This window comes from Paenibacillus algorifonticola (assembly GCF_050481745.1).
GTDB classification, from domain to species: domain Bacteria; phylum Bacillota; class Bacilli; order Paenibacillales; family Paenibacillaceae; genus Pristimantibacillus; species Pristimantibacillus algorifonticola_A.
Genome location: NZ_JBCNGR010000055.1, coordinates 32,644 through 54,626 on the forward strand (window position 1 = coordinate 32,644; position 21,983 = coordinate 54,626).

Sequence of the window (21,983 nt, forward strand, 5' to 3'; positions counted from 1 at the left end):
TCGCCTTATTTGCAGCGGCTTAACGAAAGAAATTAGAGCATACCTCAGCTTAGAAAGCTGATAGCAAGAACAAGAGCTTAAAGCAAATCCGCTGCCAGCTGGGCCAGCTTGGAGCGTTCGCCCTTCTCCAGCGTCATATGGCCGCTGATGCCTTCGTTTTTGAAATGCTCTACAATATGTGTTAAGCCATTGCTGGTTGCATCCAAATACGGATGGTCAATTTGCTCTGGGTCGCCCATAAGGACGATTTTACTGCCTTCGCCTACACGCGATACAATCGTCTTCACCTCATGCTTGGTCAAGTTCTGCGCCTCATCAATGATAATGAATTGGCCCGGAATGGAGCGCCCACGAATGTAGGTCAGCGCTTCTACTTGAATGCTGCCAAGACCCATCAATATTTTCTCAATATCACCGGATTTTTTCGTATCGAATAAATATTCCAGATTGTCATAGATCGGCTGCATCCAAGGCCGCAGCTTCTCCTCCTTCTCCCCTGGCAAATATCCGATATCCTTGCCCATTGGAACGACCGGACGGGCAATTAACAGTTTTTTGTATTTATGCTCATCTTCTACCTTGAGCAGGCCCGAAGCTAGTGCAAGCAGTGTTTTGCCTGTGCCAGCTTTACCCGTTAAGGTGACAAGCGGAATTTCATCGTTAAGCAGCAACTCCAGCGCCATGCGCTGCTGCGCGTTGCGGGCCGTAATGCCCCACACCGGATCATTGCTGAGGAACAGCGGCTCCAGCTTAACCCCATCCTGTGACACTTTGAGCAGTGCGGACTTGGAGGTTCCCATTTCATCTCGCAAAATGACGAATTCATTCGGATTCAGCCTGCTGCCAAGCTGCAAATTTTTCACCGTCAAAAACCGGTACGAATAAAATTCGTCGATAATCGCAGGATGTACGAACAACGTCACATACCCGGCGTATACGTCAGAAGGGGCTACAATGCGGTCAGACATGTAATCTTCTGCCATCAGGCCGAGCACATCCGCTTTAATGCGGACGAGCACGTCCTTGCTCACCAGCACGACAGAGCTTGTTTCCTGACGATCCAATTGCTCCAAATGATAATTCATTGCAACTGCCAGTATTCGGTTGTCATTAGACATCTCGCCAAACATTTCCTGCACCCGCACGAAGCTGCGGTGATTTAATTCTACCTTGAGAACGCCGCCGCCAGACAGCGGAATGCCTTCGTGAAGCCGTCCTTGCTCACGCATTTTATCGAGCGTACGTGAGATAGAGCGGGCGTTGCGGCCAAGCTCGTCTGCCAATCTTTTCTTGGAGTCAATCTCTTCCAATACCACCGCGGGAATGATTACTTCATTATCGCCAAAGGCGAAGATCGCTTGCGGATCATGAAGCAGCACATTTGTATCGAGCACGAATATTTTTTTCATGAAAAACCCTCCCGGCGTGGACATTCAATTGAAAGGCCTATACATAGCCATACTATACTGCGGGTACACTAGGTTCTGAATAACGATCTGCAACAAGAAAGACGAGGTGGCTCACGTGTATAAACGGTTATTGGTATTAATCGCAATCGCTGTTATTGCGGCTGGTTGCAGCACCGTCAAGCGAAACGAAATGGCATCACCCTCTCCACAGCAAAATCATGCGAACGGCGCTGTAAGGGCGCAGCAGCTTGCGAAAGATTCCGTTAAACCATTGAAAACGAATAAGGAAGTCGCTGATCATCTTGAAAAGCTTGCAAAAGGCGTTCGCGGCGTAAACAACGCGCATTGCGTCGTGCTCGGTAAAACAGCCGTTGTCGGCATCGATGTCGACAGTAAGCTGGATCGTGCTCGAATTGGTACGATTAAATATTCCGTTGCCGAAGCTTTCCATAAAGATCCTTACGGTATGGATGCTGTCGTAACAGCCGATATGGACGTCTCACAGCGACTTAAGGAAATGGGAGCCGATATTCGGCGCGGAAAGCCGATCAAGGGCTTCGCTGAAGAAATGGCCGATATTATCAGCCGCATCGTGCCGCAAATACCACGCAATGTGACGCCTCATCGGCCGGAGCAGCCACAGACGCAATCGCACACCCAGTCCCGCATGCAGGAGCAAGAGCATCAGCTTCATGAGAAGCAAATCCAAAAGCACGCAACGCATGTGGACAAGCATTAACGCTCACGCAAACGCACAGAAAGCCTGACGACCCTATGATCGTCAGGCTTTCTTATAGGCGTACATACTTGTTCACGAGAAGTACAGATACACGAAATGACGTTTGGACAAGCTTCTGCCGTCATAGCCACACCAGCAAAACCACGTTTAAAACGAGGCATGCAATCAGCTTCGATGAGTTGCTCGAAATTGGCGGCTAAGAATACGGTCATCAGCATGACCTCCTTCTAACAGGAATAGCATTCGGTATCCTTAGCTCCTATTATAGCCATTATTGAATCCAGCGTCTATGGTTATTCAGCCATTTTTGCCTGAAGTACCGCGCGCGCTTCCTCAAGCGATGTGGAATCAACATATACATATGGGCTCTTCCACGTTCCGTTTAACGCTTGGAACGTAATATCGGAGCTGCCCATACCCAAATATGTACTGAGCATATTTTTAATTTCAGACGGAGGCATATCGAGCGTCAAATTACTGCCGACTGCGCCGATGACCTTATCGTATTTCGTAACGCCCTCAAACGATTTCATTTTATCAAAAATCGCTCCAATAACTTCCATCTCCCGGCGATTGCGGTCGAAGTCGCTGGATTCGGCTGTTCCCTGATTCGATTTGCGATAGCGCACATAATCGAGGGCATTTTTACCATCAAGCACCTGCTGGCCTTTGCTCAAATTAATGTTTGTGCCATCGGCCGTATCCCGGTAACGCATATCCATATCGACATTCACCTCAACGCCATCAAGCGCATCAACAACATCGGTGAAGCCTTTAAAGTTAATAATGCCGGTGTATTTCAAATCAACGCCAAAATATTTAGACAGCATTTCGCGAATTTCCTTTTTCGCTTCCTTCTCTGCCGCTTCTTTGTCCATATTTTTCTCAGTCCGGGCATTATTGAAGAAAGTGCTGTAATTCGCGTTCGCCTTTCGCTCGCGATAACCTTCTACTTGCAGCACCGAATCCCGTGGAATCGAGACGACGGAGGCTGATTTCGTATTCGGATTAAAAATAGCGACCAGCATCACGTCGGTATTTAAACCTCCGCCATTTTCACGTGAGTCAATACCGAGCAGCACCATGCCTGTAGGCTTTTTCTTAACAGATTCTTCTTCCGGCACGACAATATTATTCGCTGTCCCAATCGTATCAACCGCATTGGTAGCCACGTACGCAAGATAACCGACATATAGCATAATTAAAATAAGGACGGAAAGCACAGCAAACATAATTTTAATCCAAACGCTGCCTTTTTTCTTTTTCTTGTTAGGCTTCGGAGCTGTTTTTTTGGCCCCACCCGGCCTACTTGCAGCCGTTCTAGGGGGTAAACCTTTAGAGCCCTCGCTCATAGCAACCACCTTCAAATCCTTTGTATTTCGTTTCTGTCCTCACTTACGCAAAGAAGCAGCGATACCCACGAATTCTCGCGGATATCGCTGCTGCAGAAGGCAGATCCGATCTTAAGAACACGCTAACGTCTCATATGCCGTTACTTCCGGAGTCTGATTCCTTTACAGCGTGCTTGCCTGCCCGTTTACTTTGCAGCTTGTCATACAGCTGGCGACCGCGAAGCATAAGCATCATTAATACAGCAATCCCCATACATTGAATAATCGGCAGCGAATCCACCTGTAAAATCCAAAGCACGAAAGAACCGAATACGATCAAAATGTAAACCAGCACTTCCTTTAGAATTGGCAGCTTCGCATTATTCGCCCGAAACACGGTATTGAAAATATAGATCGTGAATCCTAATATGAGCAAATAAGAAACGACCCAATGATCACTAAACCATTGCTGCATGCCGTTAAACCTCCAATCAGGCGGCTAGCGCCTTAAACGCCAGCTTGTGATGTCTTGCGTTGTTTTTCTGCACGCTCGCGTTCGCTTTTGTTCAAGATTTTTTTACGAAGACGAATCGACTTCGGCGTAATTTCGCAATATTCGTCATCGTTCAAATATTCAAGCGCGCTCTCCAGGGAGAACAGACGTGGCGTTTTAAGCTTAACTGTATCGTCTTTACCAGCGGAGCGAATATTCGTCAATTGCTTTTCTTTACAGATGTTTACGACGATATCGTTGTCACGCGTGTGCTCGCCAACGATCATGCCTTCGTAAATTTCAGTACCTGGCTCCAGGAACTGAATTCCACGATCCTCTACGCCCATCATGCCGTAGAAAGTCGTTACGCCATTCTCAGTCGCAACAAGCACGCCTTGGTGACGTCCACCAACACCGGAACCAGCAAGCGGACCATAGCTGTCAAACGCATGGTTCATAATGCCGTAGCCGCGTGTAAGGGTAAGGAAAGAAGTACGGTAGCCGATCAGACCGCGAGCTGGGATAATGAACTCCAAGCGAACTTGGCCTGTGCCATTGTTCACCATGTTGACCATTTCAGCTTTGCGCGAGCCAAGGCTCTCCATAACCGCGCCCATGCTTTCTTCCGGCACGTCAATGATCAGACCCTCGTAAGGCTCTTGCTTCACGCCGTCAATTTCCTTAATGATTACTTCTGGTTTCGATACTTGCAGCTCAAAGCCTTCGCGACGCATATTCTCGATCAGAATCGTCAAGTGAAGCTCACCGCGTCCAGATACGATAAAGGCATCCGGGCTCTCCGTTTCATCTACGCGCAAAGCAACATCCGTCTCAAGCTCTTTGAATAGACGCTCACGCAATTTACGGGAAGTAACCCATTTGCCTTCGCGACCAGCAAAAGGACTGTTGTTGACAAGGAACGTCATTTGCAGCGTAGGCTCGTCAATTTTGAGCACCGGCAATGCTTCCGGATTTGCTGGATCAGCAATCGTCTCACCGATGTTAATATCTTTAATGCCTGCAATCGCTACAATGTCGCCAGCGCCTGCTTCTTCGATTTCAATCCGTTTCAGACCTTGGAAGCCGAACAGCTTCTCAATTCTAGCCTGCTTCTTGCCGCCATCGCGCGTCATAACGGCAACGGTTTGTCCTTGGCGAACGATACCACGGTTTACACGGCCAACCGCAATACGACCCAAGTACTCATTATAATCAAGCAGCGTCACCAAATATTGCAGTGGCTCCTCTACATTCTCTGTTGGCGAAGGAATATGGTTGATGATCGTTTCATACATCGCTTCCATGTTCTCATCTTGTTTCTCAGGGTCAAGACTCGAAGTACCCATCAATGCGGAAGCATAAACGACATTAAACTCCAGCTGCTCATCACTTGCACCTAGCTCGATGAACAGGTCAAGCACCTCATCCACAACTTCAGATGGGCGAGCATTAGGACGGTCAATTTTGTTCAATACTACGATTGGCTTCAGGTTCGATTCCAACGCTTTGCGCAATACGAATTTCGTTTGCGGCATGCAGCCTTCGAAAGCATCAACGACGAGCAATACGCCGTCAACCATTTTCATAATACGTTCAACCTCGCCGCCAAAGTCAGCATGTCCTGGTGTATCAACGATGTTGATCAAATAATCTTTGTACGTGATCGCAGTGTTCTTCGCCAAGATGGTAATGCCGCGCTCACGCTCTAGATCGTTGGAATCCATCGCACGCTCCTGAACCGCTTCGTTTTCACGGAAAGTTCCTGATTGCTGAAGCAGTTTGTCAACCAACGTTGTTTTGCCGTGGTCAACGTGCGCGATAATCGCGATGTTCCGAATGTTCTCTCTTGCTTGCATAACTAATAATCCACTCCATTTTGTCTAATTTTGTATAATCCTAACCGATTGCTTGCCGTCTACCAGCGGGATCGTTTCCCCATCATCATCCATGCTCCGGCCGCAATCAGGATAATAGCAATCGCATATATCCCCCAGCTCCAAACGAGCGCCAAAATCAGCAGTACAGCCGACGTAACAGCGAGAATGGCGGAGGCGTTAAAAAAAACGCGTTCGCGGGATGCGCCGAACAAGTGGTACTCGTACAGCCCAACCGCTACACCCGTTATAAACAGCGGCCAAACATATTTGAGCGTATCCCATCCGAACATGATACAAAGCATGAACAAAATCGAATAAACGATCATCATGCCTCCTGGAATAAGCACAACTGCCGGAAACAACCTGCCGAAATACAGCACATGCAGCAGAATTCCCGGAATAAGAACGAGAAGCGGCCAAAAATTGGATCCCAAAAAGCTGAACACACCCAGTTTGCCAAGCAATATTACGATACCAGCCAGCAGCACAATAATTCCAGCGGAATATTTGTTGTTAGGCATCCGCGCTTCCGCTCCTTACAACGCCTTACGCATATCCTGACGAAAGACGACAGTTTTTATCTTTACTAGTTTAAAGGAAGTGAAGTGAAAATACCAGTGCAACAAGTGCAACATGAAAAAAAAAATTAGCAAACCGCTTCTAATAGCCGCTCGCGCCTGATTCTAGCACGCTTCATTGCTGCATATCGGGCAGGAGTGGAAGCTTAGGTCAGCGCGGATCGGCGCATCAGGATGCCGATAATAATGACGAACGGGATGCTGAGCAGCGGAATCGCTTCCATTGCGGTTGCTGAACTGCTGAACAGCAGGCGATGCATGCCCGGGTCATGGACAAGCATGCCGCCCGCCGCAAAGCCGAGCAAGCCCGCCCCAATATATATAAGGGAAGGAAATTTCTGCAGCAGCTTGGTCAGCATTTGGCTGCCCCAAATAATCATCGGAATGCTCAGTGCGATGCCGAGCAGCAGCAGCAGCGTCTGCCCTTTCGCCACAGCCGCGATCGCCAGCACATTGTCGAGGCTCATTATAAAATCAGCCGTCACAATCGTCCATATCGCAGCAGGCAGCGATGTCGCCCGCTTTACCTTATGAGAGGCCACGCCTCCTCCGCCGGACTCGCCCGCATCGGCCAGCAATTTGACAGCAATATAAAACAGCAGCACGGCGCCAATGGCCTGCAAGAACGGAGTCTGAAGCAAGGAAATTGCCGCCAGCGTCAGCACGCAGCGCAGGACAACAGCAGCCGTTGTCCCCCACCAGATCGCCCGCTTGCGCTGATGCTCCGGCAGATGCTTGCTCGCCATTGCGATTACAATAGCATTATCGCCGCTTAGCAGAAGATTAATCAGAATGATTTGTATAAATATAAAAAAGCTGTCCATAGTACTCGCCCCCTATACTACCACCTGTATGTCCAAGCTGGGGCGAATATGCCGGAAAGCCTAAAGCGGGGGTACTGCACTCTCTTCTCTCTTACTAAATAAAAGGCCACCCACCATTTCACATAGCAAATCGGCCTATGTCTTCAAGCGGCTTACAGCAACCCATATTCGTTGCTTTTTAAAACCAGCGATCTTCACCGGCACTTGCTTCCGGCTCAGGATCTTCCGGCGTCAGCAGCAGCACTTCTGTTTGCTGCACGGCCTCCTCCAGCAGCTGCTCCAGATTTTTTTGCTGATTCAGGTAGCCCTCCACCTTTTCTACAAACCGCAAATTCGGCTTAATGCTTGGGGATTTCGGCAAAAACAGCGTACAGCAATCCTCATATGGCAAAATCGACGTCGCAAACGTGCCCAAACGCTCCGCCTCATTAATAATTTCCTGCTTATCCAGCATAACAAGCGGCTTCAGCAGCGGAAGGACAGTCGCACGTCCAATAACGTCCATGCTGACGAGCGTTTGGCTCGCCACCTGGCCCAAGCTTTCGCCCGTCACGATTCCATGAGCACCGTTCTTCTCGGCAAGGCTCTCCGTAATGCGAAGCATTGCCCGGCGCATCAGCGTAATAATAAGCGGGTCCTGTCCCGACTGGGCTAGCGTCGTCTGAACCTCCGTAAAAGGCACCAGATGCAGTCTCAGCGGAGCGCCGCTATAATAGGAAAGCCTTCTTGCAAGCTCGATCACTTTCTCCTTCGCCTTCTCGCTCGTAAACGGGTAGCTGTGGAAATGGACCGCTTCCAGCTCCAGTCCTTTGCGCATCGCCATCCATCCCGCTACTGGACTGTCAATGCCGCCAGACAGCAGCAGCATCGCCTTGCCATTCGTACCGAAAGGGAAGCCGCCTGGACCGTCAACGACCTCGTTGAAAATATAAGCCGCTTCCTCCTGAATATCAACCTTCAGCTCTACCTCAGGCTTCCGCACATCAACCTTTAAGTTGTCCATCGCACGCAGTACGTGGGCCCCAACCAAATGGTTCATCTCCTGCGACGTATGCGGGAACTTCTTCCATGCGCGCTTTGCGCTTACTTTAAAGGTAGCGGGCTCCTTCGGGATCGCTTTCATCAGCCCAAGCGCCGCTGCCCGAATTTCCTCCAGCTCCGGCTGAACGCTTACGACTGGACTAAAGGTCGAAATACCGAAAACGTCCTTGACTTTCTCAGCGATAAGCGAGTAATTTTCCCCGTTCAAATTAATATAAAGCCGGCCGAACATTTTTGAATACGTCAGCGCGGCGAAATCCTTCAATCGCAGCTGAAGCTGCTGGAGCATCCGCTTCTCGAACATTCCGCGGTTGCGCCCCTTCATTGCCAGATCGCCGTAGCGAATGATTATTTTATCATACATCACTTTTTCTTGCGCTCCTTTCAAGCGGCTTAAGCTTGCTTATTGTAAGGCGCAGCATTTCGCACAGCTGCAAAATATGCTGCTCTGTATGCTCGTCGCCCAGACTAATTCTCACGCCGCTGGCTGCCCGCTCCTGCCCCAGTCCCATTGCAAGCAGCACGCGGCTCGGCTTATCATCGCGCGAGGAGCAAGCCGACTTCGTAGAAGCGATAACGCCATGCTGCTCCAGCATATGAACAATAACCTCCGGCTTCATGCCCGGATAGGAAAAATGGACAATATGCGGCGCCATGCTCTCCGGCGCCCCGCCATTCAATACCAGCTCCGGCGCAGCCTCAACGAAATCCGTCAATTGCTGGCGCAGACGATACATCCGCGCGCGCCGCTCCGGTGCCGACTGCATCGCCAAACGCAGCGCCTTGGCCGATGCCACGATGCCGGGCACGTTTTGCGTCCCTGCCCGCATGCCATGCTCCTGCGAGCCGCCGGTAAGCAGCGGCGTCAAGGTTACGCCCTCGCGGACGTACAAGTAGCCGATCCCTTTAGGCCCGCGCAGCTTATGCGCAGAGCCGCTAAGCAGATCAATGCCCCAGCCGTGCACATCAATCGGCAGTTTGCCGATGCTTTGCACCGCGTCCACATGCAGCAGCGTGCGCGGATACCCTTGCAGCAGCTTGCCAATATCAGCGAGCGGCTGCACGCTGCCCACTTCATTATTCACATGCATAATGCTGACGAGAATCGTGTCGTTCCGCAAAGCCAGCCGCAGCGCTTCCAGCACTACCTGCCCCTTCTCGTCAACGGGCAAATAAGTAACCTCGTAGCCTTCCTGCTCGAGCTGCTTAAACGTATCGTAGACGGAGGCATGCTCCATTTGGGTCGTAATGAGATGCTTTCCCCGGCTCTGGTACTGCTTTGCCGCCCCTTTAATCGCGAGATTGTTACTCTCTGTGCCGCCAGAAGTGAACAGCCACTCCTCAGCCTTTACGCCAAGCAGCTCGCCAAGCAGCGAACGCGAGCGGGAAATGAGCTTATCAGCGTCTGCTCCGGCATGGTGAATTGATGATGGATTCGCATAATGCGCCTTCATCACCTCTGCCAACGTATCAATAACCTCCTCGTAAGGAGGTGAAGATGCGCAATGATCGAAATATAACATGAGCCAAACGTTCCTTTCCTACTAGAAAAAATAAAAAGATCAGCGACGGCAAGCTAGTTGCCATTCGTGATCTAAAAGAAGTGCTTTTACAGCCTAGAGACTGCGATGAAATAAAGTACCGCTAATTTGTTGACAAAAGCGGGCACTCATTTCCTCGCAGCTCCTTAATAACGCGCTGCTTGTACTTTCACAATATAGCGCTGCGTTTCCTCAGGAAGCTTGTCCAAATTCGCCATCAGCTCGCTGTCTGTCGTAATACCGAGGCGGTCGATACGGCCCGGACCGGCATTGTACGCGGCTAGAGCCACTTGCTCATTGCCATTGTACTTGCGAAGCAGAAAGGATAAATAACGGGTTCCGCCATCGATATTTTGCTGTGGATTTAACGAATCTGTTACGCCAAGGCCGCGTGCCGTGCCGTCCATCAGCTGCATGAGCCCTTTGGCTCCTGCGCCGGATACGACATCTGGCTGAAAACCGGACTCTGTGCGAATGACGCCGCGGATTAAAGCGGGATCTACGCCATATTGGGCTGCTGCCTGTGCAATCATCGCATCATAGTCAGTGGAGCCAGCTGCAAACGTCTCGCCCTCCGCCTGATAAGCGTTATTCAAGCTGGCAAGCTGCGACAGCGCCTCGGACGCTTGAGCGGATACATCTGTGCCTTCACTTGAGCCGTTCGAAGCTTCATGCATATATTGGGACAGCAGCATGTCGAACAACGAAGTCACACTTTTATCCTTATTCGTGCCTAGCGGGTTCGCTACTGTCTTAAAGTCAAGATTAGGAGCAAGCTGCGTCTTGATCATTTGCTTCATAATGCGCGGATCGATACTCATAATTTCCTCCTTGAACCAAATCGCTTGGCTCTGCTGGTCTAAGCGTAAACGGCTGAAGCCGTCCTTTGGCGGCAAAGTAACCGTTTCGCGATGAAATATAAGCCTATTTATAAGGGAAAACTTATAAATGCTTATATTTTAAAAAAGCTCTATAATGATGTATCGGCTTTTATTGTACATGTTTTTACCCCTATTCGCCAGCAAATCGTAAAATGTGCAAGTTTATTCGGTTCGTGGAGTAAAAGCAACACATAAAAACAGCCCCCGAAGCTTGCTTCGGAGGTTGTTCGGTTATATTTAAAGCATATCAATGCTATTTAAAACTTATCCGTTCTATTTAAAGCTTATTTGAATACTTTAACGCGATCTTCAAGCGGCTGGAATGTTTTCTCGCCTGGCTCTGCTGTCGGCTTGCCGAAAGGCATTTGCGCAATCAGGCCCCATGATTCAGGCAGGCCAAATGTCGATTTTACCTTTTCGTCAATCAGCGGGTTGTAATGCTGCAGGGAAGCGCCAAAGCCTACTTCTTCCAACAGATTCCATACTACAAATTGCAGCATGCCCGAGGATTGGTGCGACCAAAGCGGGAAGTTGTCAGCGTACGAAGGGAATTGCTGCTGCAAGCCTGCAACTACATTGTGATCCTCGAAGAACAAAATCGTGCCGTAGCCATTATTGAAAGAACCAATTCTGCCTTCTGTCGAAGCGAATTGATCAGCAGGAACGATTGCACGAAGAGCCTCCAGCACAATGCTCCACAATTTATCATGATTTTCGCCGAGCAGGACGACTGCTCTAGCACTTTGAGAGTTAAAGGATGAAGGGGAATGTTTAACGGCCTCGTTAACCAATTCTACGATTTTCTCATCAGAAACAACGGCTTCTTTGCTAATTCCGTAGTAAGTACGTCTTGCTTGCACAGATTCCAAAAAGCTTTGTGACATAATCAAATACCTCCAGTTAAATGGTTTAGTTCCATGCTTGATTAGATGCACACCAAAGTAATATTAATTACTTTACGTAAGTAACAATAGTATATTCAACCCCATTTTGTCAAGCTTTTCCACAGTCTTTCTATCAAAATAAGCCTTTCGCACCGCTTTATTCATTCCCCAATTGTTCATCTTTCTTGAGGCGACATTCACACCTGATCTTTCTTGATATCAGTCTCTGCACCATGCTGCTCCCAAGACTGGTCGCCAAGCTCTCTTACCTTATTCCATTTGCCATTGATCCAAGCGATAAGGAAGGAGATTCCCCCCAGCAATAGCAGCACAAGCACCTTGTACAAGCTTTCCTGGCCGCTCAGGTCGAAGAAAATGGCTTTAATGGCTGTCAGCCCCAAAACCGAGAAGCCAAACCAGCGGAACACCGATTGGCCGCGATTGACGCCCCACAATACGAGCAGCAGTGCATATACGCCCCAGGAAGCCGACAGACTGAGCTGCATATAGAAGCTTGGAAGATCGTAAAGATGCTCCTGAAACAACCGAATCATTTGAACGGTCAGCAAACCGCCGATTATGAAATGCGAGCACAACGCATACATGTTCCCCATCACGCGATTGCCTGAATCGCCAAGTGACGCAAATGTCTGCCGTGCCGAATAATAGAAGCCCAATGCCGCAAGCGCCAGCCATGCCATCGCGCCCCAGTTCAGAAACGGAATGAAGACGCCGAACCATTCGCCGCGCGGTGTAAACCATGTGATGACGTACCAATAGCAAACCGTCGTAAACCAGATAATTAGCGAAGCCAGATTCAAAGCTTGCCAACGGAACCTTTTGCCCACCCAGACAAGCAGCGCGGCCACCGCCGACCATAGAAATACATTGAAGATCGGTTTGACCGCCAGACCGCTGCCCACCTGATTAAGCGCCAGCAGCATCAGCAGCACACCAGCAGAACCATACGTAGCCGAGGCCGGCTCCATACGCTTCATATGATAGTGAATAAACCAGCTGGCAAGCAGCAGCGCAAAGCCGATAAACGCCAGCGGATAAGCATAATGAACTTCACCATGAATGAGCAGCAGCGACCAGAAGCCAAAAATAACGCCATTGGACAGTCCCGCAAACATATTCATCCCGTCAAAGCTTTGCTTATCTGCCCGTGAAGCAAGCAGGAAGCCGATCTGATAAAACAGGAATGCAGCAAGCGCGTAGCGCAGCGGCAAATTCCATACCCCATCCACCACGGGATCGAAGGTGAAAAAGTAAACGATATACATGATCCAGCTTCCGATAAACGATGTCAGTCTGAGCTCATTCCAGCTCTTCACCGTGCTCAGCCAGAAAAAAGCGGAATTGAGCACAAGCATATACAGAAATAAAGTAAATACTTGATCTGTTTCCGGACGCATCAGCAGCGGCGACAGCAGGCCGCCCGTTAAAGCAATGTTGATGAGCAGACGCGATTCAAAGCGGTAAGCGTAAACCGTAAGCGCCGCAGTAACAGCCGTCATGCCCAGCAGCACCGTCATCGAGTCCCACATTTCATAATAGACACCGGCAAAAGCGGCCGTCGTATACAGCAGGCAGGCGCCTAGTCCGATTAACAGCTCCCCGATGAGCGGCCATTTTTCCCGCTTAATCAGCGAAAACCCTGCTGCCGCAAAGCCTGCGCCGCTCAGCAGTCCCAGCCCGATTTTCATCGCATTCGTTACCCAGCCCTGCTCCACCGTATATTTGAACAAAGTGATGAACGCTGATAGGACAAATAACACGCCGAGCAGCAAAGTCCATTGTTTGCGAATCCATACATTCATTGGTTGTACCTCCGTTTAGCTGCATTTTTATGACTTGGTCTTAGCTCTATTTTAGAAAAATAGGGCAAAAAAAATAGTACCAACTTTACGTGGTACCATTTCCATCCTTATTTTCTTTTTCTAATAGACCAAGCGCCTTCACCTGCTGCGCAGCCTCTTTCGAGCCCCCCAGCTGCAGCTTTTTGAGTATATGGTTAATATGGTTTTTGACCGTTCGAATGGAAACGAACAGCTTATCCGCCATCTGCGACTGCGAATAGCCCTGATCGACCAGCTCCAGCAATTGCAGCTCCGCAGGCGTAATCAAATCGCGCACCTTCTTCACTTCAAAATCCCGCTCCAGCTGCCTCAGCCTGCGGAATTCCTCGCGCATCTGCTCCGCCGCCGCCGCGCTGATCGGAGACTGGCGCTTTGCCGCCGCCGCTATTGCCGCAGGCAGCGATTCAAAGTCGGATTTAATCTGGTAATCGATCGCCCCCACCTGAAAAGCCTGCAAAATCAGCTCCTTCTCCTCCATCGACGTCAGCATAATGACCCTTGCTCCCGTCGACATCGCCGTCGCCTCCGCCAGCTCAATGCCTGCTGGCTCATCACCGAGCATAATATCCATGAGCACGACATCTGGCGCCTTGCGCTCGCCCGCGAGCGCCTCCCGTACCTCCTGCGGATTATCCGAGGTGAATACGACTTCAATGTTCGGCTGGGCCGCTAGAAAAGCTTTCAGCCCGCGCAGCCAATCCTTGTCGTCCTCCACGATCCATACTTGTATGTTATCCATCGGCATGTTCCCCTTCTCTCAGCCTTATCTCTATTTATATCTCTGTCTATTTCTGTATCTGTATCTGTCTATTTCTCTATCTAGCTCTTTCTATTTCTCTAGCTATTTCTTTTTATTTCTTGTTAACTCTCTGCCGCTTTGTGCTCATAACTCGTGCCGGCACCCGCAATCTGCTGCGCCTGAATCGCCTTTTTCTTGAATATCATCGATACGAGCGTCCCTGCTCCCAGCTTGCTCTGAATATGCAAAGAGCCGCCATGCTTGCGCATCACATGATACGCATACGGCAGGCCAAGGCCGAAATTCGCACTGCCCCCGCGTTTGGTCGTATAAAAGGGCTCGAACGCTTTGGCCGTCTGCGTACGATCCATACCCGGCCCCGTATCGCGCACCTCGATCATAATATCGCGTTTTGTCTCTTTCATTATAAGGCTCAGCGCGCCTTTGCCATCCATTGCTTCAATGGCGTTCGATATCAAGTTGCCGAGAGCTTCGGTAACCTGCGCGCGGTCAATCATACAGCTCCAGCCCTCAGGCAGGCTGCTTGTAAAATGAACGCCTTCGGCAAGCAGCTTATACGGCTCAAGCGTCATGAGCAGCAGCTCGCCAAGCTCTTCCTGCGTAGGCTTCAGCGCCAAATCCTCGGTGCCATGATGGACACGGCCAATCATTTCCTGGATGTGCCGCGTCGTCCGCAGCATCGTCTCCGCATCGGCAAGCAGCTCCTCCTGGTTCGTGGATGCCGCATAAGCGCGCATCTTCTCGCCGAAGAGCCGCATTTTGCCGACGTCATTTTTGATCGCATGATTGAGAATAGCCGTACCTGATGTAACCGCTCGCAGTGTCGAATCCAGGCGGCGGCGGTCGATAAAAACGCGTACCCCCAGAAATCCGTAGGTAAACAGACCTATAACAAAAACCAACGCCCCTATGCCGACAAACCAGGTATTATAAACCCACATCCGCAGGAAGCCAAGGCTTGGCAGTACATAATTCATCGTTGCGCTAAACAGCACCGGAGTCAGCACCGACGTACATACGATCCAGTGGCGTCTCGCTTGGGCCAAATAACCCGGATTTTTCAGTAATATATTGACTGCCCCGACCGCTACATATGGCACAGCCCACCAGACAACAACAGTAAATGTAATCGGATACGTTTCCGTATAACCCGGTGTAAACAGCAGACATGCCGCAATCGGGATAAACAGCAGCAGCGGCAATACACGCTCATAAGGCTGCAATCGGTCAATGGGACGATACGCCAGCGCAAATAATAGGAAGGTGTATGGCAAACCATAGTAGGACAGCAGCGAGCAAAAAGCTTGCAGCATATACAACAGCTGATCAGCCGTTTCATTCATATAATGTTGGCTCACATAAGGATTAATTCGCTCGTCCAGTACAACCGACATCGCCCCGGCTCCGCCTGTAAAAGGTACCCCGCTAAGCCGCCTGCTCACAGCCGAGCGTGGGTCGGACAGCATCAAAATTAAAGCAATTCCCCATAAGGCAATTAGGACAAATAACATGCCGCAGCCCTCTTCTCTCTATATGCTCTCTTTCATGCTCTGCTCTAACCATATAGCGGAGCGCGGAAAGCGTCAAGCTTCTGAGAAAATATGTGCGGCGATTGGCATAGTGCTACCCGCCTATACATGAGATTCGGAGTTCAGACATTAATTGTACATACCTCGAAATGGTTATTTTGCTACTTTTTCGTCATTTATACGTACATAGAAGGCGGCTAATTAATTTTTTTCAAATATTAAGCTGCAATACATAAAGTACCGCGCTGTTATAAAATGATAGGGGGCTGGCTATGCCAGATTTTTTGCTTGTGCTATTTTTGTTCAATTTATCTTTATTTCTGCTGCACGAAATGGATGCGATACGCCATTCTGAATGGCGATTGTTTATCTTTCTTAAGGATATGGAGGATTCGAAAGCCTATAAGGTGTTCACCTTCATTCATCTTCCGATGTACACGATTATACTCGCCCTGCTTTTCAGCGATTATCAGACGGTTACGTTTTGGGTGCTGGATTTATTTTTTATCATCCACGCCATTCTGCATCTCTTTTTTGAAAAGAATCCCCGCAATGGCTTCAAAAATACGTTCTCGCGAGCATTTATCTATTCAATGGGGATAATTGCGGCGATTCATTTGTTGTTGATGGTTATGAAGTGAGTATTCAATACGTCCGGCTATATCTGGAAATCTTGGATAGGTAGGATATGCAGGATATGCAAGAAATGAAGGTGTTCAGCGAGGGTTGAAGTTATTATATTACGCTTAGGGGAGACCCTGCGAATCGTTTAAGAAAGACCTGACCGCCTATTACTTTTGGCGGTCCGTTTTTTTGTTCAATTGATGTTCGTTAATCACTACTATAGCGGGAATATGGACTAAGGATTTGTGATCAAGCCCCTGTCGCTCTGTACCTCATGGCATTAACCTGTTAATCAAGGCATTCCTATTCTAATTTTGTTAGGATGAGGCAGAAGGAGATGATTATGTCTCAGACGGCGCACAAGGGAGCCTTTTCCTTTTTCTAAGCACTGAGGTTCCGCCTTTGTAGCCTTTTATACGCAGAAAATTATTGACTTTTAAAGAATTCACTCATTTTATGTATGATTCAACAAATTTCGAGGTGCGAATCTTCTAGGCTTCATATGGAGCTTCACATTCGCACCGCGACGCCACTCTATTCTCTATCTACAAAATATTACTTCCCCGCCCCTTCGTTATATGCTCTCAGCAGCGTATAACGATTAGGCCGCACCAGATGTGCCTCACTCAAGCTGCGGGCAAGCAGCTCGTCGCTCACACCTAACTCAGCCGTTGTGGACGGCCCACCAACTTGCTTCAGCCAGCCGCGAATGGACTCCGCACTGGGAATATCCGCGATCAGCTGGCTGATGCGCTCCGCATGCTCCGTCCCGCTAATGGCTGGCGCCTGCTCAGCAGCCAAGCGATGATACAGCCCGGATATTTCCGCGCAAGCGACGCCGACCTTCGCTCCATGCAGCAGCTGGCGGTTGCCGAGGCGAATATATTCCATCTCCCAGTAGTGGGACAAATGATGCTCCGCGCCAGAGGCCGAGTGGGATTGCCCGAACAGCAGCATCGCAAGGCCCGATTCGATCAAGGCGCTAATCAGCACGCGAATGCCCTCTTCGCTGCGCGATGCGATCAGCTCTACATTTTCCACACACTGCATTAAAGCGTCACGCGTAATCGTCGCCACGATATCCGAATAAGCTTCCCCGCCCGCAAGCGAGCCGTAGGACCAATCGAACAGGGACGTATATTTGCCGAGCATATCGCCAAAGCCTGCGGCGACCATGGCGACAGGAGCCTGCGTCAGCACATCGAGATCAGCAAAAATCGCGTCCGGGCCAATCGCGGCGATCGTAATCTTCTCACCACGAATAATAATCGGAGCTCCCTTGGAATTGAAGCCGTCTACGGACGGAGCGGTCGGGACTGATACAAACGGAATACCCGCCGTATAGGCCGCATAACGCGTAATATCATGAAGCGTTCCGGAGCCAGCCGCAATGACTACTTCCGCAGCGTAATGCTGAATATCAAGCAGCAGCTGCACAATGGATACTTCGTCCGCAATGACATCTCCCTGTTGGTCAGGCTTTATCAGCGTTGCCTTAACGGCAATATCACTAGCAGCAATTGCCGCTTCCAGTTGTTTTCCAGCTATATCATAAGTAATGCTGTCGGACACGATTAAAACGTTGCGATAGCCCTTCTTTTGCAAATAAGGTGCGACCTGCTGAGTAGCTCCACGTTCAATAAGCAGCGGTTCAATTACGATAGACTGAACAGAGGTGGCGTCATAGCCTGTGGCAGCCAGCTTGAATTTTTCCATTAGCGTCATGAGTTCGTTGTCCCTTCTATCTTCGAAGTTGTATACGAATATTGTCACGCGCTAATGGCAGGTTTGTCAACCTTTGGCTTGCAGGCTACGCTGCGCTTTCCTTTAAGCATCAAGCTTTTTATTTATCAAATACATCATGCTGCTCACAAGGATAGCACCGATTACGATTTCAAACGCCATAACGCCCCAGTTTCCAATCGAAGTATCGCCTGTTGGAGACATAAAGAAAGTCAAGCTTGAAGAGGTAGACTCTGAGGCCATCGTGCCGAATAAATTATCGTTAAACAAAAATCCCTCCACATAGCTAATGACAAATTGCAACAGAACGAAGACTGCTATGGCTATCCATGGAAAAAGCTTTTTATTAAAAAGATGCCCTACTGTAATCGAAAAATAGACTGTCAGCATCAAAAATAGGAGCGTCCAAAATATTAAAATAAAAAACAGGACGCCCGTCTCGAAATTAGGTGGATCCATTGCATCCAGCAAGGCGTTTGGGGACAGCCATTTAAACAGCCAGAAATGAAGCAGCACGAGCCCACTCAGCGCAGCCGATAATGCGATTTGCAGCAGAAGCGGCGAAGCGATCGTTTTCCACGTGGCCAGCGGCAATAAGCGGCGACCATACGATTTAAGGTTATGGGAGTACGTCTTTGAGGAAAAGATAATCAACATGAAGGCAACGAATAAATAGCCCATAAACATTAAGGTAAGCGACATTGCAGGCTGCCAAATACGAGTTGTACTAAAAAAGGTAAGTGCTCCCTGCAAAATAATAAGCGCCACCGCCGAGCCCATAATTAAATTCGCGTTGCGTTTCCAGTCATATTTCAATAAGTTTATCATTCTGAAAATACCTCCCTGAATAGTTCATCTACACTTTTACCATGCTTGGAGCGTATGCTCTCCACATCCTGACGCAGTGAAACTTCACCGTTTTTAATAAAAATGACTTCATCGAAAACCCGTTCGATATCTGTAATTAAATGCGTCGAGATAAGCACACAGCTGTCTTCATTATAAAATTTAACGATGGCATCCAAAATTTTGCCCCGCGCCACGGGATCAACGCCGCCTATCGGCTCATCGAGCAAATAAAGCTTTGCCTGGCGCGACATCGCAAGCGTAAGCTGCAGCCGCTCATTCATCCCCTTGGATAAAGAGCTAATGCGATCATTGCGATCCAGCTTCAAATAATCGAGCATGCTCCCCGCTTTCTCCTGATCGAAATCGTTATAAAAATCACTGAAAAAACGAAGGGCATCCTTCACCCGCATCCATGACTCGGTTACCGGCTGATCCGGCATAAAGGACGTAACCGCCTTCGTCCCGACACCAATCGGCTCTCCACAAATTCGAACGCTGCCTGAGGTTGGCTGAATGAGTCCGGCAGCCAGCTTCATGAGTGTACTCTTGCCGCTGCCATTACTGCCAAGCAGACCAATAATTTTGCCAGCTTCCAGGTTTAAATTAATATTATGCAGCGCTTTTCTCGGTCCGTAGTTTTTCGTTACGGCTTGCAGTTCAACAATCTTCTTCATTCGTTTATTCTCCCCCCGGCTATTTCTGCTCTTCCTTGCTAACCGCTTCCGTTACAATCGCAACAATGTCATCCTGCTTAAAGCCCAAATCGCGCATCCCCTGAATGAAACGTCCGAGCAAATCAGCCGCCATTTCTTTCTTAATGCTCACAATCGCCGCCTCCTCGCTCGTTACATATCTTCCAAGCCCCCGTCTTGTTTCGACAATGCCTTCTCGCTCCAGCTCCTGAAAAGTACGCTGTATCGTATTCGGATTGATTTGCAGCTCCACTGCAAGCTCGCGCACCGAATCGATTTTATCGCCGGGATTAAGCTTCCCGCTAATAATTTGCTGTTTAATGTAGTTCATGATCTGGATGTAGATCGGCTGGTTGTTGTCAAATTCGATTGGCATAAGTCACCTCCGTGTCCATGTATTAGTGTTATATTCAGATAGTACACTAGTATTCTGTTGTTGTAAAGGGTTAGATAAAAAAAAGGCTGCCTCCAATCGCCCACGGGCGCTGAAAGCAGCTATTTCCTCTTTACTATTCCTTTTTATTGTTATATTTACTAATCCCATTAAAAGGCGAGCTTACACCTTGAATACAGCCGCTTTTTCACGCAAATTAGTGGAAGAGCCCTGTAGTTTCCCAGCCAGCTCTTGAAGCTGAATCGATACCTCGAATTGCTCCTCGGACATTCCGCTCATCTGCTCCATTTTGCCATTCACCTCGGAGGAGGTTTGCAGCAGCTTGTCTACTGAGCCAACGATATCAGTAATGCCTTTTGTAATTTCATCAATGCCGACAGAGATTTCACCCATTTGCTCAGACAAGACGCTGCTTTGATTTTCCAGACCATTAAACATTTCGCTAGCCGTCACCGATGCCTGCTTCGTCGTTTCAATTACTTCCGAGAAGCTGCTCAGGCTCTGGCTGCTGTCGGCAAAATCGTTCTGAATGAGCTTAAGCTCTTTCGTAATATCTTTGGAAATCATATCGGTCTGACTCGACAGCTTGCGGATTTCCTCCGCTACTACAGCAAAACCTCTGCCATGCTCGCCTGCACGCGCCGATTCAATCGAAGCATTCAGCGATAATAAATTCGTCTGTGTGTTCAAATCCTGAATGCCGCCCAAAAACTTCGTTACATTGTTGTAGCGCTCATTGATCCGGTCGAAGGACTCGGTGACACGGGCAAATTGCTGCACCGTCTGATTCACCATCTGCACAACGCCCTTCATATCGGTGGAGCCTGTGCGCGACGACTCTCTCATTTCTTTCATGTCACGATTAATATATTCGGTTGAAGCCGCAATTTGCTGCGAGCTTGCCGATATTTGCTCGGTTACGGCCGAGATCGAAGTGGCATCATCATACTGGGTCATCAAAATCGTTTTGCCGTTGCCAATCTCTTCTTTCACCTGCTCGGAAGCGTTCTGATTGCGAACAATCATATCCCCCATATTGCGTGAGGCTTGCAGAACAACCGTGCTTACATCCATCGTCGAACGAAGGGTGTCACGAAGCGCACTTCCCATTTGCGCCAGGGAGCGGTCAATTTGACCAAATTCATCTTGGCGATCCAGCTTCTCATCATAGGTAAAATCGTTATTTTGATAAGAGGCAATACGCTTCATTAAGCCAACGATGCCTTTTTTCACATTCCGGCTTAACGAATACGACATGAGGAACGGCAAAACGGCAAGCAAAACAATATTGATGATAATAATCGTATTGGCAGCCGCAAGATTTTTATTTAATGTCTCCTGTGTAGCAATCGTATCCACTTCGAGCCAATTTTCTACCGTTTCATTAGCAAAGCTGAGAACAATCGTATATGTACTGACAAGCTGTTTAACCTTGGCGGAGCGGTCTTCAATGGTTAGCAGGCTGTGATTGCCGTTTTCTTTATTAAGCTGCTCCAGTGCAAGGCCAAACACATTGCCTTGGTTCGAATAGGCGGTGCCGTTATCCCCGTGAGGATATTTTTCATCCAGGTACGCTAGTGTAACCTTCAGCTTTTCTACCCGCTCGGGCATCGACTTAAGCGCCAGGTTGATTCCATCGTCGCCGGTGCTGCCGTTTTCTACAGCATCAATCATCGAAAGCAGCGTGCGCAGCATCGAATCTGATATACCTTGATATTCCTTCTTGGCCTCCTGAAGCTCATTTGAAGCTTTCACTGCACTTCTAACCGAAGCATTTTGCATAAAAATCCACCCGCCAGCGACGACGTTGAACAAGGTGATTAATGAGGTGATGAACAACAGCTTCGTTGTAACCTTTTGTTTCTTTAAGAAATCAGAAATCCTTGATGTCCATTTTAACCATTTTGCCTCTCTCAATCGGTTAATCATCAT

The 21,983-nt window shown here is 48.9% G+C and carries 21 protein-coding genes; 2 read left to right on the forward strand and 19 right to left on the reverse strand.

Annotation, left to right across the window (positions count from 1 at the left end):
* Positions 1-77 precede the first annotated feature (77 nt).
* Positions 78-1,409, reverse strand: a complete 1,332-nt coding sequence (locus tag ABEW34_RS30270) for a PhoH family protein (RefSeq protein ID WP_430165078.1) — start codon at positions 1,407-1,409, stop codon at positions 78-80.
* A gap of 115 nt (positions 1,410-1,524) precedes the next feature.
* Between ABEW34_RS30270 and ABEW34_RS30275 the strand changes: the two genes are divergently transcribed.
* Entirely contained in the window at positions 1,525-2,148 is a 624-nt protein-coding gene (locus tag ABEW34_RS30275) for a YhcN/YlaJ family sporulation lipoprotein (protein WP_430165080.1), read from the forward strand.
* Here the strand turns inward: ABEW34_RS30275 and ABEW34_RS30280 are convergent.
* The 13 genes from ABEW34_RS30280 to ABEW34_RS30340 all read right to left on the reverse strand — a co-directional run bounded on the left by ABEW34_RS30280 (position 2,145) and on the right by ABEW34_RS30340 (position 15,731).
* Positions 2,145-2,360 (reverse strand): hypothetical protein, encoded by a 216-nt coding sequence (locus tag ABEW34_RS30280; RefSeq protein WP_430165083.1) that lies wholly within the window; start codon positions 2,358-2,360, stop codon positions 2,145-2,147. The genes ABEW34_RS30275 and ABEW34_RS30280 overlap by 4 nt on opposite strands.
* 81 nt (positions 2,361-2,441) lie before the next feature.
* Complete coding sequence (locus ABEW34_RS30285) at positions 2,442-3,500, reverse strand: LCP family protein (RefSeq protein WP_430165086.1); 1,059 nt, start codon at positions 3,498-3,500, stop codon at positions 2,442-2,444.
* A gap of 130 nt (positions 3,501-3,630) precedes the next feature.
* Positions 3,631-3,954, reverse strand: coding sequence for a YlaH-like family protein (locus ABEW34_RS30290; RefSeq protein WP_056041674.1), 324 nt, complete (start codon positions 3,952-3,954; stop codon positions 3,631-3,633).
* 32 nt (positions 3,955-3,986) lie between these two features.
* Positions 3,987-5,828: a translational GTPase TypA gene (gene typA / locus ABEW34_RS30295; RefSeq protein ID WP_430165089.1), complete on the reverse strand. Its 1,842-nt coding sequence runs from the start codon at positions 5,826-5,828 to the stop codon at positions 3,987-3,989.
* A gap of 59 nt (positions 5,829-5,887) precedes the next feature.
* The gene (locus ABEW34_RS30300; RefSeq protein WP_430165091.1) at positions 5,888-6,370 is read right to left on the reverse strand and encodes a hypothetical protein; all 483 of its coding nucleotides are present in this window, start codon (positions 6,368-6,370) and stop codon (positions 5,888-5,890) included.
* A gap of 203 nt (positions 6,371-6,573) precedes the next feature.
* On the reverse strand, positions 6,574-7,251 hold the full coding sequence (locus ABEW34_RS30305) for a TerC family protein (protein WP_430165094.1): 678 nt from the start codon (positions 7,249-7,251) through the stop codon (positions 6,574-6,576).
* A 178-nt stretch (positions 7,252-7,429) separates the two neighbouring features.
* A complete protein-coding gene (gene thiI, locus ABEW34_RS30310) occupies positions 7,430-8,659 on the reverse strand; it encodes a tRNA uracil 4-sulfurtransferase ThiI (RefSeq protein WP_430165096.1) in 1,230 nt (409 codons plus the stop codon).
* Complete coding sequence (locus ABEW34_RS30315; protein WP_430165099.1) at positions 8,649-9,815, reverse strand: cysteine desulfurase family protein; 1,167 nt, start codon at positions 9,813-9,815, stop codon at positions 8,649-8,651. The genes thiI and ABEW34_RS30315 overlap by 11 nt, the downstream gene beginning before the upstream one ends.
* 164 nt (positions 9,816-9,979) lie before the next feature.
* Positions 9,980-10,654, reverse strand: a complete 675-nt coding sequence (locus tag ABEW34_RS30320; RefSeq protein ID WP_430165102.1) for a lytic transglycosylase domain-containing protein — start codon at positions 10,652-10,654, stop codon at positions 9,980-9,982.
* Positions 10,655-10,998: 344 nt separating this feature from the next.
* Positions 10,999-11,598 (reverse strand): nitroreductase family protein, encoded by a 600-nt coding sequence (locus ABEW34_RS30325; protein WP_430165104.1) that lies wholly within the window; start codon positions 11,596-11,598, stop codon positions 10,999-11,001.
* A gap of 197 nt (positions 11,599-11,795) precedes the next feature.
* Positions 11,796-13,421 (reverse strand): DUF2339 domain-containing protein, encoded by a 1,626-nt coding sequence (locus ABEW34_RS30330; protein ID WP_430165106.1) that lies wholly within the window; start codon positions 13,419-13,421, stop codon positions 11,796-11,798.
* 85 nt (positions 13,422-13,506) lie between these two features.
* Positions 13,507-14,199, reverse strand: coding sequence for a response regulator (locus tag ABEW34_RS30335; protein WP_430165108.1), 693 nt, complete (start codon positions 14,197-14,199; stop codon positions 13,507-13,509).
* A 122-nt stretch (positions 14,200-14,321) separates the two neighbouring features.
* Positions 14,322-15,731 (reverse strand): ATP-binding protein, encoded by a 1,410-nt coding sequence (locus ABEW34_RS30340; protein WP_430165111.1) that lies wholly within the window; start codon positions 15,729-15,731, stop codon positions 14,322-14,324.
* Positions 15,732-16,021: 290 nt separating this feature from the next.
* On the opposite strand from ABEW34_RS30340, the gene ABEW34_RS30345 reads away from it, so the two are divergent.
* On the forward strand, positions 16,022-16,390 hold the full coding sequence (locus tag ABEW34_RS30345) for a DUF6713 family protein (RefSeq protein ID WP_430165114.1): 369 nt from the start codon (positions 16,022-16,024) through the stop codon (positions 16,388-16,390).
* 538 nt (positions 16,391-16,928) lie between these two features.
* On the opposite strand, the gene ABEW34_RS30350 is transcribed toward ABEW34_RS30345, so the two are convergent.
* The 5 genes from ABEW34_RS30350 to ABEW34_RS30370 all read right to left on the reverse strand — a co-directional run bounded on the left by ABEW34_RS30350 (position 16,929) and on the right by ABEW34_RS30370 (position 21,980).
* Complete coding sequence (locus ABEW34_RS30350; RefSeq protein WP_430165116.1) at positions 16,929-18,098, reverse strand: sn-glycerol-1-phosphate dehydrogenase; 1,170 nt, start codon at positions 18,096-18,098, stop codon at positions 16,929-16,931.
* 102 nt (positions 18,099-18,200) lie between these two features.
* A complete protein-coding gene (locus ABEW34_RS30355; protein WP_430165119.1) occupies positions 18,201-18,944 on the reverse strand; it encodes a hypothetical protein in 744 nt (247 codons plus the stop codon).
* The gene (locus tag ABEW34_RS30360; RefSeq protein WP_430165122.1) at positions 18,941-19,639 is read right to left on the reverse strand and encodes an ABC transporter ATP-binding protein; all 699 of its coding nucleotides are present in this window, start codon (positions 19,637-19,639) and stop codon (positions 18,941-18,943) included. The genes ABEW34_RS30355 and ABEW34_RS30360 overlap by 4 nt, the downstream gene beginning before the upstream one ends.
* Positions 19,640-19,658: 19 nt before the next feature.
* A complete protein-coding gene (locus ABEW34_RS30365) occupies positions 19,659-20,033 on the reverse strand; it encodes a GntR family transcriptional regulator (RefSeq protein ID WP_430165125.1) in 375 nt (124 codons plus the stop codon).
* A gap of 180 nt (positions 20,034-20,213) precedes the next feature.
* Positions 20,214-21,980 carry a methyl-accepting chemotaxis protein gene (locus ABEW34_RS30370; protein ID WP_430165128.1) on the reverse strand — a complete coding sequence of 589 codons (1,767 nt, stop codon included), beginning with the start codon at positions 21,978-21,980 and terminating at the stop codon, positions 20,214-20,216.
* Between the last annotated feature and the right edge of the window lie 3 nt (positions 21,981-21,983).